The organism is Psychrobacter sp. 1U1, from assembly GCF_051847535.1.
GTDB classification, from domain to species: Bacteria; Pseudomonadota; Gammaproteobacteria; order Pseudomonadales; family Moraxellaceae; genus Psychrobacter; species Psychrobacter saeujeotis.
In genome coordinates this window covers 122764-140896 of sequence record NZ_JBPYDD010000003.1, presented here as the reverse complement: position 1 = coordinate 140896, position 18133 = coordinate 122764, and the positions used below count along the sequence as shown (strand labels likewise).

At 44.1% G+C, this 18133-nt stretch carries 8 protein-coding genes and 1 pseudogene; 6 read left to right on the top strand and 3 right to left on the bottom strand.

Translation table 11 applies throughout. The features are described 5' to 3' along the window. A pseudogene (locus ACS8FB_RS05110) lies at nt 1-159 on the top strand (IS3-like element ISPar1 family transposase); the annotation flags it as partial. Nucleotides 160-378: 219 nt separating this feature from the next. Here the strand turns inward: ACS8FB_RS05110 and ACS8FB_RS05105 are convergent. Together ACS8FB_RS05105 and ACS8FB_RS05100 are read right to left on the bottom strand one after the other, a co-directional pair. Beyond that, nucleotides 379-1644, bottom strand: a complete 1266-nt coding sequence (locus tag ACS8FB_RS05105; protein ID WP_439261371.1) for a type II toxin-antitoxin system HipA family toxin — start codon at nt 1642-1644, stop codon at nt 379-381. 18 nt (nt 1645-1662) lie between these two features. Then, a complete protein-coding gene (locus ACS8FB_RS05100; RefSeq protein WP_439261370.1) occupies nt 1663-1968 on the bottom strand; it encodes a helix-turn-helix domain-containing protein in 306 nt (101 codons plus the stop codon). Nucleotides 1969-3213: 1245 nt separating this feature from the next. Between ACS8FB_RS05100 and ACS8FB_RS05095 the strand changes: the two genes are divergently transcribed. The 4 genes from ACS8FB_RS05095 to ACS8FB_RS05080 are packed head-to-tail and all read left to right on the top strand — an operon-like array spanning nt 3214 to nt 8220. Continuing rightward, a complete protein-coding gene (locus ACS8FB_RS05095; RefSeq protein ID WP_439261628.1) occupies nt 3214-4140 on the top strand; it encodes an NAD(P)-dependent oxidoreductase in 927 nt (308 codons plus the stop codon). Nucleotides 4141-4143: 3 nt separating this feature from the next. Next, on the top strand, nt 4144-5682 hold the full coding sequence (locus tag ACS8FB_RS05090; protein ID WP_439261369.1) for an aldehyde dehydrogenase family protein: 1539 nt from the start codon (nt 4144-4146) through the stop codon (nt 5680-5682). Between the two features lie 13 nt (nt 5683-5695). Beyond that, nucleotides 5696-6859 carry a M20 aminoacylase family protein gene (locus ACS8FB_RS05085; RefSeq protein ID WP_439261368.1) on the top strand — a complete coding sequence of 388 codons (1164 nt, stop codon included), beginning with the start codon at nt 5696-5698 and terminating at the stop codon, nt 6857-6859. A gap of 50 nt (nt 6860-6909) precedes the next feature. Next, nucleotides 6910-8220, top strand: coding sequence for a DUF3100 domain-containing protein (locus ACS8FB_RS05080; RefSeq protein WP_439261367.1), 1311 nt, complete (start codon nt 6910-6912; stop codon nt 8218-8220). A gap of 24 nt (nt 8221-8244) precedes the next feature. Here ACS8FB_RS05080 and ACS8FB_RS05075 read toward each other — a convergent pair whose 3' ends face one another. After that, complete coding sequence (locus ACS8FB_RS05075; protein ID WP_439261366.1) at nt 8245-9150, bottom strand: LysR family transcriptional regulator; 906 nt, start codon at nt 9148-9150, stop codon at nt 8245-8247. A 735-nt stretch (nt 9151-9885) separates the two neighbouring features. Here ACS8FB_RS05075 and ACS8FB_RS05070 point away from each other — a divergent pair. Further along, entirely contained in the window at nt 9886-17742 is a 7857-nt protein-coding gene (locus ACS8FB_RS05070) for a SpvB/TcaC N-terminal domain-containing protein (protein WP_439261365.1), read from the top strand. Nucleotides 17743-18133: the final 391 nt, after the last annotated feature.

The following is an 18133-nucleotide window of genomic DNA, read 5'->3' as shown; positions in this document are numbered from 1 at the left end:
CAGCATCAATTTACAAGATCAATGAGTGGTAGAGGCAATTGTTTCGACAACCCTCCAATAGAAAGCTTCTGGGGCATATTGAAAAATGATATTGTGTATCACCAAGATTATCAAACGCCAAGGCAGATGTGGTTTGAATTTTATAGTCAGGCTGCGTAACTAAAATCTTTCAATTTCAACTGTACGGATTTGACGACAGGGGTCAAAACGTTTAAGCAACAAAAAACCCCACAACCAGGTAGGTTATGAAGTTTTTTGTTGCTTCTGATGATATATGATGGTGCGCCCACCACGCAACGACTATTTACCTGTAGTTCCTTATTTATATAGGTCTTTTAAATTTACTTAATTATTTTAACAACATATTTAACAACTTTGTTAGACCTGTCCATTTACCATCCTATCAATATTGGCTTTTACATCCTGCATAACTTGGTTTGATAATTCTTTCTCAATATCGTAGTTGTTAATAATCTTCAGAAAACCTTTGGCCACAGCTGTTACCTGCTCAATAATAGCAGTTGCTTTATTCTGCTTAATATCAGCAAGTTTGGCAAGTTTAAGTAGGTGCAGTGCAGTAGGATGCCGAGCTTCACCTGCTACATCCATTTGATGATAACCGTTCATACCTGAATTATAGGCGATATCATAAACGGGCGATAACGACCACCTGCCAGCCTCGTCCATCATAAAAGAAAAGTTCTTACTATGATCGTCTTTATTGTTAAAAATGACATTAAATACGGCATGCCTAAAACCCTCTTCTACAGCAGCTTGTGACTGGGTTAGCATACGCACACAGCGTAAATACTGCAAATAATCCAATGATGGAATCCGAAAATCGATATCTAATAAGCCAGCAAGCGTATGAATATGGACGCGCTGATTGCCCATGCGGTCAAAACGCTCAACCCCGAAAGCAGCATATTTTTCATCAATATCAAAATAATGATGCGCTGGCATGTTAAGGCCTGCTTTTTTTGCCATATCAGCATAAAGCGATTCTAATAGACAAACGGTTTTATGCTCCGACTGAGCAGGGAACTTAATAAGCCACGGCATTGCGGATGTATGTTCGCTTGTTAAGTCAGTAGTAATAAACTCAGTTGCTTCATCGTATAGGATAAGTGCTTTTGGTCTTGCGCCTTGTGGTGAGCCACCGATGACGATAAGCTCAGCCAGTATGTCACTATCTTGTCCGGATAAAATCGATTGATTGGCAGCGGCTAGTTTGGCTAAAGTGAAATCAGTGATGTCGATATCGGAGCCTGATAGGTTTTGTTGTGGCTCAAAACTCAGCGCTCCCATGGCTGAATTACCAATATACGCAAGGCGATCTAAGACATTAATGGGCGTAGCATGAGTCATTGTTTTTCGAAAGAACCTATCCATTAGCAACATTCCCCAACCATCAGGTAAGCTGTCTGACAATAATCCACATAGGTAATGGCTCGACGCATGAGTACCATAATAAGGTGCTGCTCGTAATGGCATCTCAATTGGTGACAGCTCCATTCCATCAGCCAGCCACGCTGCATCATAGCCAAAGGCAGGGCGTCGTCCGTCCATCGTTAATTTGCCGATAAGACGTTTGGCTCCAAATCCTTGATAGTAAATGTTAACAATTGATATCGGTTGATACATTAAAATGGCTACCTTATGTCAGCTTTTATTTGAGGCACGCAAGCGTGGATTTTGCTTAGCGATAACATCTTCTATGTTGGTAGGTGCCATATTGAACAATTCAGCAAAACTATTGACCATACCAAGGGCTAAAGCGAGCCTGATTATATTATCTAGTGTACCGCCTTGCCCTGATTCAATACGAGCTACGGTGCTGACACCGATTCCAGACCTCTCAGCTAAAGTTGCTTGAGTTAAGTTTAATAACAACCGCTGCGCTTTTAAGCGTTCACCTAAAATCTTGGCAATCTCACTTGGAGTATAAAAATTGAACCTTACATTCATAATTTAATCAATCATATAAGAGTGTTATATCACTATATTAGCATTTAGTGATTCAAATATGAATTCTTATTTTTTTATAATGAATAGCTAGAAAAGAATACTTGCTTTAAATAGTGAAAAGTATGAAGCATTAGACCAACCCCAGTATCAATTAAGTCATCTGAGTGTTTCTAAAAACAGTAAGAACCCGCTAAGACATACCAGAAAATGCTTAGAGAGTTTTATATATATAACCAAGCCTAGGAAAACCATAATATTGCTACCTGAGAAGTAAGGATTATGTTGTCAAGACACTTGTTATTTATGAGTAAAAATTGAGTTTTACACGCTGACCAAAATGATTACCGTAACACTAGCTTCTAGTTCTAAATATGCTGCGCACATTCAATTAAATATTCCTTTACCGCTTGAAGGGTCAATTAATCGTCGTTCAGGACAGATCAAACCCCAATTTTGAAAACATCACCTGAGTAAAATGCGCAACTAGAAAAAGGTTGCTAACGCTATGTACGGTATAGTTTTAGCAACCTTTCTTATTGGTATTAATATTTAATTGCTGCATGCATTTGTTTATTGTATTAATATCTAAAACCACTTGTTAACGAGGTCATTAGCACCTACAAAATTGCGAGTTAGTAAATAGAAACAGTTTTCTTTAGCCACATGATCGCCATAGGAGCTAAGACTTGGGCTAGATGATGAGGTTGGTCTCAGTGATATCGTTATGAGTCACTACTGCTTGTCTAAGCTACATCAACGAGATCTGAAGTTGCAAGAAGATAGTGGGGATTCGCTAAAATCTGGCAATGGCAGTGTTTGTAAGGCTAAAAACAAAAAAGAGGACTGACTATCGAAAATAGTCGTGCGATTGAATGAGTTGTTTGATACTGAGAGCTTGACTGATAGCGACCTTACCAACACACTACTCAAGGTTTGTCATCGCCGGTTAACTGGCTAACTAGAGCAACCGAGCTGAGAACTCTTTGGACCTTGCACTCGGTCTCAGTATTCATTCAGGCAATCTCATGTACGCAAAAAATCCGTCCACCAAGACCGTAAGGACGGCGTTATTAAAGCCAAGTTATCAATCAGTTACAGTAAGCTCATTGGAACTATTTTAGCAACGTCTAACCAATTTTCATAAACAATAAGATGAGGTGATGAGAAATCCATCTCGTTGCTTACGTTGGTGTTGCCTTTTTTAGAACACAAAAGTTTGTTTGTTATGCTTCTTCTTAATAGCTTATTAGTCATAATAAAAGTGATAGAAAGCACCAAAACAAGGAGGTAGGTATGGCTACAAAAACTATAGGTATCGTCGGGTTAGGCCGTATGGGTAACGGTATGGCTCAGTCTTTGCTTCGCAAAGGTTTTAAAGTGTTCGGCACGGACGTTGGGGAAGCACAAAGCCAAGCTGCTAGGGAAATCGGCGTAAATGTTGTTGCAGATATTAAAGCTCTGTGTGCTGAATCTAGTGTCATCATTCTATCTTTGCCAATGGCAAAGCATGTACAAGCAGTTGTTAAAGGCAAAGATGGCATTATTAACTTTGCTCAGCCTAAAACTCTGATTATTGATACTTCTACTTCAGAACCAGAGGTGACGCGGGCACTCTCGATAGAGCTGGATCAGTTAGGCCATCAGTTATTGGACTGTCCTGTCAGTGGCGGTCCGGCGGGTGCTGCAGCCGGTACTATGGTAATGGTTGTTGGAGGTGAACGTAGTTCCCTTGAACGTGCACAGGTGTATCTGGATGCCTTGAGCTCAAAAGTGGTCTACATGGGAAAGTCTGGCAATGGACATGCGGCTAAACTGATCAATAATCTACTATGTGCTGCACATCTAATAACTACCGCCGAAGCAGTAGCTCTAGGTACTAAGGCAGGACTTGATCCTGCAGATCTTATTGCCGGTTTGAACGCCGGTTCAGGTCGTAGTGCAATCAGTGAAGTTAATTTCCCTCGTTGGATTCTTAATAAAGGTTTTGACTCCGGTTTCACTATGCAGCTGATGCGTAAAGATGTGCGTCTGGCGGAAAATATGATCGGTGAGATGGGATTAGAGTTACCTTTGGCTAAACAGGTAGCTGAAATTTGGTCGCAGAGCGAAAAAAACATACCTGATCAGGATGATTTTAATTGCATTATCAAAAATGCCGGCTTGGGAGAATAGATTATGAGTTTTGAAGTAGAAGGAAGTGGCGCGCAACAAGTTGAAATACTGCTTAATGAACTACTGGGTACTTCAAAGTTTGGCAGCTTGATTGATGGAGAATTGGTTGCAGGTAATGGTGACGACATCGAGCTGATTAACCCAGCAACCGGTCAGGTATTTTTAATCTATCGTGATGCGGGGAAAGATATTGTTGCTAATGCAGCCGATGCAGCTATAAAAGCTCAAAAAGTGTGGTGGTCAATGACCGCCAGTGCAAGAGGTCAGTTAATGTGGCAGTGCGGCATGAAAATACGTGCCGCTGCGGAATCTCTGGCACGCCTAGAATGTATATCTGCAGGTAAGCCTATTCGCGATTGCCGGGTTGAAGTGGCAAAAGTTGCAGATATGTTTGAATACTATGCTGGTTGGTGCGACAAAATTATGGGACAAGTTATTCCCGTACCAACAAGTCACTTAAACTATACTCGTCATGAGCCTTATGGCGTAGTGACTCAAATCACACCTTGGAACGCCCCTATATTTACCGGAGGCTGGCAGATTGCGCCTGCCATCTGTGCAGGAAATGCAGTCTTACTGAAGCCATCTGAATTAACCCCACTAAGCTCAACAGTACTCGCTAAAATTCTTGAGCAAGCAGGTATCCCGTGTGGTTTGGTGAATGTAATTAATGGGCTTGGGCACACTACAGGCATTGCCGCAATTGCTAATCCGGCCACTAAAAAAGTGGTTTTTGTAGGTTCACCACAGACCGGTGCTCTCATTGCTTCGGCATCTGCAAAGCGTGTCATCCCTTGCGTATTGGAGCTGGGTGGAAAGTCAGCCAATATAATTTTTCCAGATGCTGATCTTGATCGTGCGGTAGTGGGTGCGCAAGCTGCCGTATTTTCTGCCGCTGGACAAAGCTGTGTATCGGGTGCTCGGTTATTGGTTCATCGGGATGTTTATAAAGAAGTCGTGGAACGTGTTGCCTCGGCAGCCAGCAAGTTGCCTGTGGGTTTGCCATGGGATGAAGGTACGATGGTGGGGCCCATTAATAACCAGAAACAGTTTAGTCACGTGCGTTCGTTAGTTTCTGATGGTATTGCTGAAGGTGCTGTTGTTGCCGCAGGCGGAAAGCCAGGTGAAATTTGTGGAGGTGAAAATGGTTATTTTTATCAGCCAACCGTTTTGGCCAACGTGAAAAATAGTATGCGAGTCGCACAGGAAGAAGTTTTTGGACCTGTTGTTTCTGTGATTTTATTTGATGAAGAAGAAGAAGCGGTAGCGTTAGCCAACGACAGCCGGTTTGGTTTAGCTGGCGCTGTTTGGACTGCTGATGTAGGCCGTGCTCATCGGATGGCCGCTCAAGTAAATGCAGGAACGTTCTGGGTAAATAGCTATAAAGCAATCAATGTCATGTCGCCGTTTGGTGGCTTTGGTGAGAGCGGCTATGGCCGATCTAGTGGCTACGAAGGCCTGCTTGAATATACACAGACTAAAAGTGTATGGGTCGAAACCGCAAAAGATTCTGCTATTCAATTTGGTTATTCAAGTCAATAAAAGGAGAAAATAAATGTTAATTAACGAAACTCTATTAAGTGAAGTAAAGCAGTGGCGTAAGCAGATTCATAGTCAACCAGAGCTCGGTTTTAAAGAGTTCAAAACGTCATCATTTATTATCGACAAGTTACAGTCCTTTGGGATTGAGGTGCATCAAGGATTGGGCGGTACTGGTGTTGTCGGTACTCTAAAGAATGGCTCAGGCCCTACTATCGGCATACGAGCAGATATCGATGCGCTACCAATAAAAGAGCAAAACGACATTGATTATAAATCTACTCATGAAAACTGCATGCACGCCTGTGGCCATGATGGTCACACTTCAGTTCTGCTTGGTACGGCAAAGCATCTGAGCCAACATAAAAACTTTAATGGCACCATTCATTTTATATTTCAACCTGCTGAGGAGGTCTTAGGTGGTGCCAAGGCCATGATTGATGACGGCTTATTCGATAAATTCCCGATGGATGCGGTTTATGGATTGCACAATTGGCCAGGGCTTCCTGTAGGACAAGTTGCCGTTAATGATGGACCGATGATGGCGTCATTTGATACTTTTGAGATTACCTTAACTGGTAAAGGCACTCATGCAGCTATGCCACATTTAGGGGCTGATCCTATAGCAGCAGGAGCCGCTTTAATTACTAATATTCAATCTATTGTCTCTCGTCGAATATCTCCGCTCAAATCAGGCGTTATTAGCGTAACGCAGATGAATAGTGGGGATACTACCAACGTCATCCCTGATTACGCCATTTTAAAAGGAACCGTTCGTAGCTTTGATATGGACGTGCGCCAGTCCATGCAGGATATGCTCACAGAAATGGTTAAGACACTACCACCTCTATATGGTGTCACAGGCGAGATGGATTACCATATTCGCTATCCAGTAACCACTAATAATAGTCAAGCTTATCTTGAAATCGAAGAGGCTGCTACTAAAGTGCTGGGTGCTGATAAGGTAAATACTGCCGTAGAGCCATCAATGGCTTCTGAGGATTTTTCATTCATGAGTCAAGTGGTTAAAGGTGCTTATTTTTGGTTAGGTGTTGATGGTAGCAGCCCCTCCAAACCATTACACAATGCGTCTTATGATTTTAATGATGATGCTATTGAGACGGGTATCAAAGTATGGACTTCTTTAGTTGAGTCTCAACTACCAAAAAATGCTGCATAAACCAAATAATAAAAAAAACTTAGAAATCATAAAATGCAAAGGGAGTTGCTATGAATAATACCAGTGTGCTATCAAGTACAATGACAAAACGCTTATTTGATTGGAAACTGCATTTATTAGTGATTATTACATCGCTACTTGCAGAATGGATAGGGATCATTAAGATTCCAATTGGTATTGGTACATTAGTCTTACTGCCTCTACTATACGCATTCATATTTACACTATTGTTGAACCCCAATGTCATACCCTCAATGAAAGCTGTAATCTCCAAAGACCGAGCAAAATTTGCAAGCTACGCCGTCCTTTTAAGTATTATGCCTTTCATTGCAAAATTTGGCGTTGGCGTCGGCCCTAAAGTCGAGGAAATAATAGCCGCAGGTCCCGCCCTTTTATTACAAGAGTTAGGCAATGTAGCTACTGCCGTTATCGCCTTGCCTGTTGCTGTATTGGTGTTTGGCATGGGAAGAGAGTCTATTGGTGCCACTCACTCAATTGCTCGTGAGCCTAATATTGCGCTAATTGCTGATAAGTATGGACTTCAGAGCGCTGAAGGTATCGGCGTAATGGGTGTCTATGTGATGGGTACTTTATTTGGAGCAATTTATTTTTCACTTATGGCAGGGGTCATTGCCTCTTTAGACATTCTAGATATACGTGCTTTAGCAATGGCTTGTGGTATCGGTAGTGGTAGTATGATGGGTGCCTGTTCAGCAGCGCTAGCAGAGACTGTTCCAGCGCAAGAGGAGACCATTACTGCCTTTGCCGCGACTTCTAATTTGCTTACCTATGCTACAGGATTATTTGTCAGCTTATTCATAGCGCTACCAGCCGCTGAGTTTTTATACAAAGTTACCAGTAAATTCAGAAAAAATAATGGCGCTGATATCAGTAAAGCCATGGATTTTGGTTTGCAAGAGCAGTCTATCTTATCAATATGGCAGTCAGTATTATTATTGGTCGCTATATGCGGTGTGCTATTATTGAGTAATTGGGTGGGACAAGGTTTTAATCCGATTGCTGCGCTACCTGGTATGCTCGTATTATTTAGCTGTTGTGTCGTTGGCATACTACTAAAACGAGTCATTCCAATTAATGTGCCTGCTATTGCTTGGATATCTATTGTCGCTATTTTGATATCGCTGCCGCAGTTTCCATTTAGTGACTATGTTTTAGTCGAGACTGATAAGCTGGGTGTGCTACAACTCATTACCCCGGTACTAGCTTACGCAGGTTTCGCCATCTCGCAAATGGAGGTGGACTTATTCAAAAAGTCTGGCTTTAAGATTGCTATTGTAGCGCTGCTAACCTTTACTGGTACTTTTTTAGGCTCGGCGATTATCGCACAGGCGTTGTTGTAAACAGCGATAAGTCGTGCCGCCCGCTTACAAAGCTTTCATCCATGACTTTAGATGTTGTAATAATTCATATGGGCCTTGGGATAGATGACGACCCAACCGAGTTACAATATGAGCTTCACCGCTTGCCAGTAGCGCATTGTCTATAGGGATTGCTACCAGATGTCCGTCTTTCACTTCTTTGGACACTACAAAATACGGTAGAAAGGTAAACCCCATATTTGAGCGGGCAAAATTCTTTAGTACAGCGAATGAGTCAGTTGTTAGGATAGGGTTAAATCGAATTTTTTGTTGAAATTCAGCCATCGCTAGTAACTGACGTATGCCAAAACGACTTTCAGCCAGTCCCACTGGGTATTCTAGAAGCTCCTTCAACTGCATCGGTTTATCTTGATCGGCTAAAGAGTGGTCAGGGGACATAATAATATACATTGGCTGACAACTTACAACCTGTGAGCGGATGCGTGGATGACTGCTGGGATGGAAAACTAGACCGATATGTGCTTCATCTTCCTCAACCTGACGAATCACTTCGTTTGATCCACCAGTACTGATTGAAAGCGTCAGCGCCGGATATAGACGGGCGAATTCAGATAGGGGGCCCAACATCAAATCCCCAACAAAGCCATCACCCATAGCTAATTTTATATGTCCCCGTTGTAATCCCAACAACGCCTGTAATTTGGAAACACAATTCTCTTCAGCGGAGAGTGATTCCCGATAAAACTGTAAGAGAATACTACCAGCTTCTGTCGGTGTTACTCCTTTACGGTGCCGTTCAATAAGAATGCATGCTAATTCTTCCTCTAACAGAGATATTTGCCGACTGATGGCCGAAGGAGCAATATTGAGCTTATCTGCTGCAGCCCGGATCGTACCCATAGTTACAGCCTCATAAAGATAGGATAACCGCTTTCCATTAATCTCTGTCATTGCTTCCTCTTGCTCTGTTCTTGTTTTCATTAAGTAAGTGTAACACTTTGACCCATGGATGCAGCAAAGATGGCCAGTGTCGGTATACTATTTAGTCGGCTCTATAAAAGTACTGGTATTGTATCAAACCCCAATATTAATTAAGCCACCTGACTACTTCTAAAAATAATAAGAATCCGCTAAGACATGGCAGTAGATGCCTAGTGGTTTTATTTATACATTGAACAGTTTAGCGCTCTGATATTTGCAAAGTTTATTATTGATAATGCTATACCGTTAATAACTATTATATTGCTACCTGAGAAGTACAACTGGCGTTATCAGACTATTTATTATTTATAAGTAAAAGTTAATTTTTATACCCTAATGTAGTTAGAGTAAGTACATTCTAAGCTCTGAAGAAATAACTTTAAACTTCACTTTTTAAAGTTTTTCATTATTTTGCTTATCTAGGACAGATCCTAGCAGTCTACTTTAAGGGGTTAAAGATGTCTTTAAGGTGGTATAGGACAAGACATAAAAACAGAGATAACTAAAATTAATGGTAAATGAGGAAGGCAAAGTATATATAAGTTGTTGATAAGGATATTTATATTTTTTAATTAATAGTGTCAAAAGATTTTTTATGTGCTAACTTTATAGGTGAACCAAGTAAACTTAATTCTGTATTAAGAGATACTTTAAGAAATTGCTCGTTTTGAGCTGAGCTGCTCTTAAAGTTATACGAGGTGATTTATGCCTGACTTTAAAGAGACAACTCCATCCTCTGTAGACAATGGTGGAGCCGATAACGCACAAGGAGCCGATCAGCGGCAAGGCTCTGCTCCCACGATCTCACTTCCCAAAGGTGGCGGTGCGATTCAAAGTATTGGAGAAAAGTTTGCTGCTAACCCAGTAACGGGTACAGGTTCTATGTCTGTGCCAATCGCAACCAGCCCTGGTCGCTCTGGCTTTGGTCCTCAGCTCGCTCTTTCCTACGACTCCGGCGCAGGCAACGGCCCTTTTGGGTTCGGCTGGACGCTTTCATTACCGTCAATCACGCGCAAAACAGCAAAAGGCTTACCGCGCTACCATGACACCGAAGAATCTGATATTTTCCTGCTCTCTGGTGCAGAAGATCTAGTACCGCTACTTAATTCCGATGGTACGAGTTTTGAAGATAAGGCGTCTGTCTTAGGTTACCTCATCCATAGATATCGTCCTCGCATTGAAGGATTATTTGCACGCATCGAACGTTGGACTCGGCTGAGTGATGGGGATGTGCACTGGCGCTCGATATCCCAAGATAATATTTTGACCCTATATGGCAAGGATCCCAGCTCTCGAATAGTTGATCCTGAGGATGCTAGCCGTGTTTTTAGCTGGTTGATCTGCGAGACCCGCGACGATAAAGGCAATGCCATTCAGTACGGGTACAAAGTAGAAGATGGAGTCGGGGTCGATTTAACCAAAGCGCACGAAAGCAACCGAGGCGATCGTAATGATCCTCGACGCACAGCCAACCGTTATCTCAAACGTATCCATTACGGCAATCGAACGTCGTTGTTGGATGAGGCAGGATCTCGGCCACTATTTTTGAGTGAGACACAGATCCAGAATGCTGGTTGGATGTTTGAGGTGGTTTTCGATTATGGGGAGCACGTTACCGAAAGACCCATGCCAAACGGTATTGAGTCGTGGGTCTTTCGTGATGATCCTTTCTCAACCTATCGCGCCGGCTTTGAGGTACGAACCACGCGACTTTGTCAGCGGGTGCTAATATTTCATCATTTCGAGGGCGAGGAGGGTGTGGGTAATGATTGTCTAGTACGGTCCACCGACTTCACCTACTCACATGAGCAAGATCCAGCCAGCGCCTCTAATCCCATTTATACCTTTCTGCGCACCTTTACACAAACAGGATATAAGCGCAATGGTAACGGCTATCGAAAGCGTAGTTTGCCACCGGTTGAGTTCGAATATACCCAGCCCACCGTGCAGGACACGGTAGAGGAAGTCGATTCTGAGAGTCTTGAAAATCTTCCGATGGGTCTGGATGGCACAAACTACCAATGGACGGATCTGCACGGTGAAGGTCTCCTAGGCATCCTTACCGAACAGGCGGAGGCCTGGTACTACAAACGCAACCTCGCGCCAATCAATGAGATTGAAGAAGACGGAACAGTCCGCATCAGAGCGAAGTTTGCGCCATTGGAACGAGTGGCCACGAAGCCGAATCTGACGTTGGCCGGTGGCGCGCAATTCATAGATCTCGCCGGAAACGGTCAGCCGGACCTAGTGATGCTGGGTGGTCCAATGCCGGGCTTCTATGAGCACGACGTCGCTGAGAGCTGGCAACCTTTTCGGCCGTTCACATCTTGCCTTAACCGTGCCATGCATGATCCTAACCTAAAATTTATCGACCTCAACGGTGACGGTCATGCCGATGTACTTATTACTGAAGATGAGGCTTTCGTTTGGCATGCATCGCTAGCGGAGGAAGGGTTTGGTCCAGCCATGCGTGTTGCTCAAGTGCTGGATGAGAACAAAGGTCCTCGTGTCGTTTTTGCCGATGGCACGCAGTCCATCTACTTGGCTGATTTGAGCGGCGATGGCCTCACAGATCTGCTACGCATCCGCAACGGCGAGGTCTGTTACTGGCCCAACCTAGGCTATTGCCGATTCGGCGCCAAGATCGCCATGGAAAATGCGCCGCATTTCGACCACCCGGATCAGTTCGATCATAAGCGCATCCGCTTGGCCGACATTGACGGCAGTGGCACCATCGACATCATCTATCTGCACCGAGACGGCGTGTGTCTTTATTTCAACCAATCCGGTAACAGTTGGGGCGCGCCGCAGGTGTTGCGCATTTTTCCCCGCGTCGATGAGCTTGTCAGCATCGTGCCTATCGACTTGCTCGGCAATGGCACTGCTTGCCTAGTCTGGTCCTCGCCGTTGCCTGATGACGCGGGCCGGCCCATGCGCTACGTCAATTTGATAGGCGACCAAAAACCTCATCTGCTTATCAGGACTGTCAACAACCTCGGCGCGGAGACCCATGTTCAGTACGCGTCTTCTACAAAATTTTATCTACAAGACAAGTACGCTGGTAGACCTTGGATCACCAAGCTACCTTTCCCAGTGCATGTGGTCGAAAAGGTCACAGTGACAAATAAGTGGAATAAAACCAAATTCTCCTCTACCTATAGCTACCACCACGGGTATTTCGATGGACACGAGCGAGAATTTCGAGGATTTGGTCGGGTTGAACAAATTGATGCGGAAACCTATGGGGAATTTACCGAAGGAAATATAAACAGTCCTTACATTACAGACGACCACACCCTCTACCAGCCACCAATTAAAACCGTTACCTGGTATCACACGGGCGTAATGATTGATCGCAAAAAAATACTGCAACAGTTCAAGCACGAATACTTCCCCCAGTGGCTGGAAGAAAGCAACCTAGGTGAAACAAATGTATTGGGAACTTTTCAGGAAGCCGAATTACCCGAGCCAGATATTAAACAACAAAACCTGAATGCCGAGGAAATGAGAGAAGCATTACGGTCTTGCAAAGGAATGATGTTGCGCCAGGAAGTCTACGAACTAGATGTTGATGCATTTACACAGGGAACCCATCAACCCATAAAACTCTATTCAACGGCGTATCACAATTGCCATATTCAACGCTTACAAGCACGCGGCACAAACCCACATGCCGTGTTTTTGGTAACAGAGAGCGAAGCCATCACCTATCAATACGAACTGGATTTACAAGCAAACACACTCATTCCTGATCCTCGGATTGCTCACACCTTTAATCTCAATACCGATGAATACGGTAATGTGTTACAAGCCGTTGCCATTGTTTATCCTCGTCTTGGTGAATATCAAGATGACACGCTCGAACGACAAACTATTCAGCTTATTCAGGATGTCCAGAAAGAAACGCATATAGCCTACAGCGAAAGTCATTTCACCAACGATATTAATACTCAGGATAACTATCGTTTGCGAGTTCCTTGTGAGGCGTTGAGTTATGAGCTCACAGGTATCAGTCCAGCAGACGAGTATTTTACCTTAGCAGAATTACAAGGATTTAGGTTAAATCTGGATTATCAAAGTACAGGACAAGCAGTAACAGACATTGAATACCACCAATTACCTGATCGCACTCGTCCACAAAAACGAACAGTTGAACATAGCAAAACGCTCTATTTTAACGACAAGGATAGTGCTACTCGAGAGTTTTTGAAGGAACCATTACCTTTTGGGGAACAGGGCAACTTAGGTTTACCTTACGAAACCTATACCTTGGCATTAACCGATGATTTGCTCAATGCCATTTTGGCTGAAAAATTCACACCAGACATACAAGCCGAACTGGAGAATGCATCAAAAAGCGGCTATCTCAGTGGCGCTGAGTTAAGGGCTCGTTTTGCTGGTATAGACACTACCGAACAATACTGGATTCGCTCAGGTATTGCTGGCTTTTCCAATGATGCCGCTGATCATTTCTTTCTGCCCGAACGCTATATTAATGCCTTCAACCAAACCACCACACTTAACTACGATCCGCTTGATCTCTATATCAAAACAAGCACAGATCCAATTGGGAATACCGTTTCGGTTGAAAAATTCGATTATCGTGTACTCGCCCCACGTGAACTAAAAGACATCAATGATAATGTCACAGAAGTAATATTTGATGTTCTAGGGTTGCCATCAGCTACAGCGGTTAAAGGCAAAGGCGATCAGGCAGATAATCTCACCGGGTTCACCGATGAGCTGCTAAATCCTGATAGAGCAATGCAAATCAACTTTTTCACCGAACCACGCTTAAGCACAGAAACAATAACTGATTACCAACAACGCCAGCAGGATGAAGCAAGGCGTTTATTGGGTAATGCAACCGCGCGGCATCTTTATTATTTTGGTGAAATTGAAGTTGAGGCTGGGGAAATACTGGCAGATGGCAGTAAAGCCAAAATTATTAAGTGGGGCGAACACCCAGCCTCTGCCTGCGGCATAGTGCGAGAACAGCATGTTGCTCAATTGGACACGGCTGAAATCAGTCCGCTACAACTGGCTTTTGAATATTCAGATGGTGGCGGCAATGTGCTGGTCACAAAAGTTCAAGCTGAACCCCAAAAAGAGGGAGAGTTATTAAGCTGGATCGCCAATGGAAAAACCATTTTGAACAACAAAGGCAAACCGGTTAAACAATACGAACCCTATTTCAGTGAAATCGAAACAGCCCTCAACATTTTTGAGCCAGATCATCGTTATGAGGAACCAAAAGAGGTGGGTGTTACCCCAATCATCTATTACGATGCTGCGGGTCGTGTCATCCGTACCGAAGCACCCGATGGGTCATACAGCCGAGTCGAATTTTCACCCTGGCATGTTACCAGCTACGATCAGAACGATACAATACTTGAACCAGCAAATAACTGGTATCAGCGCATGAGTACTGGCACAGACGCCGAGCAAAGGGCAGCACGTATTGCGGCTAAACATGCCGATACCCCTGCAACCACTCTCCTCGATAGTTTAGGGCGAGAAGTAATTAATGTGGCTTTTAATCGTAGTCCAGAAGAGTCAGCAGCCTTAGCCAATGTTCCGTTTCTCAATCGTCCTTGGCTTGATGAACACTACATCACCTTTACCAAACTAGATGCCGAAGGCAAACCGCTGTGGATTCAAGATGCTCGCGATAATTTGGTCATGCGGTATACCGTGCCCGCTTCGCCCAGATCAGACCCAACCATTGACTATTTTCCTGTCTACGACATAGCCGGGAATTTACTGTTTCAACACAGTATGGATGGCGGAGATCGCTGGTTAATCAACGATGCCTCAGGTCAACCATTCTATGCCTGGGATGAAAATGAAAATGAATTGGGCGTATTGGAACAGCGAGTTATTCATACAACGTATGACACCTTGCGTCGTCCGCTGGAACAAAGTCTAAAAATAGCGAGTAATGAGTGGACGGTCGAGCGATTTGTTTACGGTGAAGGGCAGCCAAACGATAAAGACAAAAACTTGTGCGGTCAGGTCTATCAACACTATGACTCCAGTGGCCTAATAACCAACGAGACGTTTGATTTTAAAGGCAATTTGCTTGCAGCAAAACGGCGATTAACCAGCGCTTATAAAGAACGCATTATTCATTGGCCACAAAACCCATCCTCTGATGCATTTATAACAGAAATTTTTAGCCAAAGCACCCAATACGATGCGCTAAACCGTATGGTGCAGTTGGAGAATTGGCATCTTCAAGAGCGCGAGCCTGCCATCTACACACCGCAATATAACCAACGGGGGGTATTATCAAGCGAAACCCTTACCGTGAAAGGCCAAATTACGCAAGCGATTCAAAAAATTGCATACGACGCGAAAGGCCAGCGCACTTCCATAGAGTTCGGTAATAACACCAGAACACGTTATGAATATGACCCGCAAACGTTTCGGCTCATCAAGCTAGAAACCGTCAATACGATCACCTCAGATAAGTTACAAGACCTCAGCTACACCTATGACCCTGTAGGGAGTATTACCGAAATAACCGATGCGGCGATTGAGCCGGTGTTTTTCCGTAATCAGCAAGTAAAACCGCGAAGCCAATATATCAATGATGCCCTGTATCGATTAATTGAAGCCGAGGGGCGGGAACAATACAGTGCATCAGGTCCTCCGCCACAACGACCTCCGTCAGCGCCTGACATTTCGTTGCCAGTCCGTGACGCCAATGACCCTAATGCGTTGCGCGATTACACCCAGCGTTATCAATACGACAGCGTTGGTAACATCATGCAAATGAGACATATTACCGGAGTCTCAAATGGAAATTGGACTCGCGATTATGCCTACGCAGAAGACAGTAATCGACTACTCAGCACCTGGACGGGTAGTGATCGTACAACCGCTGTTAACTACCAATACGATACGCACGGCAGCATGTTGAATTTGAATAATGTACCGGAAGCGTTCCAACTGCACTGGGATACGCAAGACATGATTCATGATGTCGATCTGGGCGGCGGCGGGCATGCTTGGTACAAATACGATTCAGGTAAACAACGCACACAAAAACGCATCGAACGTGTTGGCGGGTTTACTGAAGAACGCTTTTATCTGGGAGGTATGGAGCTTTATCGGCGGCGCAATGCGGCAGGTGAAATCAAAGAAGAAATTGAAACCTTTGATCTATTTGCCGATGATCAGCGGGTGTTGATTGTTGAGGATGTATTGATTGCGGATAGCGCCGAGCTACCAGCAGGCGTTTTGTTTCGTTATCAGTATGGGAATCATTTGGGATCGGTGGGTCTGGAGCTGGATGAAAGGGCGCAAGTGATTTCTTATGAGGAATATCATCCTTATGGGACGACGGCTTATAGCGCGAAGAATAAAGATATTAAGGCGGCGAAGAAACGCTATCGGTATACGGGGATGGAACGGGATGAGGAGACGGGGCTTTCTTATCATACGGCAAGGTATTATTTGCCTTGGTTGGGGAGGTGGGGGAGTGCTGATCCGATAGGGGTTGGCGGGGGGGTGAATTTGTATGGTTACGCATCTACCTCACCTACTAATTCTGTAGATACTAACGGAAATCAACCGGGCCCCCGGCCAGGCCCTAGGCGGCCTCAACTACCTATAAGAGATGGAGCTATTCTAAGTGATAGTGATCTCGGCGAGGTTTGGGATACTGCAATGCAAGAAGTTCTTCAGCGAAGATACGGAGGGGCAACACGATCTGAAAATATAGATAGTTTCAATCGCGAGTTGCAAGATTTGTTAGATGCGAATGGTGGAAGTCGAGGAACAAATCGACAGAGGGGAACTGCAACACATCGTGCACGCAGATTGTTTGGCGCTGTAAATAGCTCATTTAAACGTAAACTAAAGAGGCTAGGAGTCACACTTCCTAGTGGAACACAAATACACCATGCTCTTCGAGGGCTTGCTGAAAATATATTCCAAGCTCTTAATGCGAGCAATTTGCAGATTACCCGAGGTCATGCGAAAAGTAAGAATAGCTCTCATGGGCGAGCACATGATGCTTTGGATGCTGTAGCTGATCATGTTGATTATGTTGAAACTGCGGCGACCGGCAGATCTAGGGAAGAGATTAGGACGGAAAGAATGAGAGGAGGAACTGATGCTCAACAGGCTCTATTTCGGTCCAACTCAAGCCCCGAGATTTCAGGACCTAACAGAGCAGTTAGGGCGGGTAGAGGGCGAGTTAGGCCAGGGCGAGCAGGAGTAGTATTAAATGCGGTAATGGCAGTGGCAGTATTGGCAGATGGGAGGAGTGCTGTTGACGTGGTTCAAACTCTTAACCCTTTAGCTGAAACTACTGAAGCTCTCGTAAATGGCGATTTGGAGAATATACATGTGGCATTGTTTACGGATGTATATGATAACACCTTTGGCATATTAGTACCGCGCGCAGCGATTGAAAATTTAGAAATTATGGCAGAGCAGTGCAGAGCAACACCTGGATGCATGGAATCGGCAACAGCCGCTGCCGAAAGGTCTAACCAAGAACAAATAGAGTTAGAGTTAAGAGCGCTAAGACGTGGGGCTAGGATATTTTAGGGGGTGAATTCATAAAAATTAGTGGGGAGGTCTTGCTTTTTATATTGACAAATAAATAAGCAGTTTACATAGATGAGGAACATAGTATGAAACCCGTAAGGCGGAACCGGTGTAAGTTGGATGAGCGAAGCGTTATCCGACATTGTTGAAGTAAGAATGATTGACGTATTTGGATTTGGCGGAATGCGCTATCGCTTTTCCGCCCTACAAAAGAGAAATCATGCCGAATTATGTGCGTTATCGGATTAAAGGAGGGTGTTATTTTTTTACAGTAAATCTGCTGGAAAGAAATAGAACGTTATTGGTTGATGATATCGATTTGTTGCGGGATTCGGTGCGTTTATGTAGACAGAAATGACCGTTTAATATCGATGCGATGGTGGTGTTATCG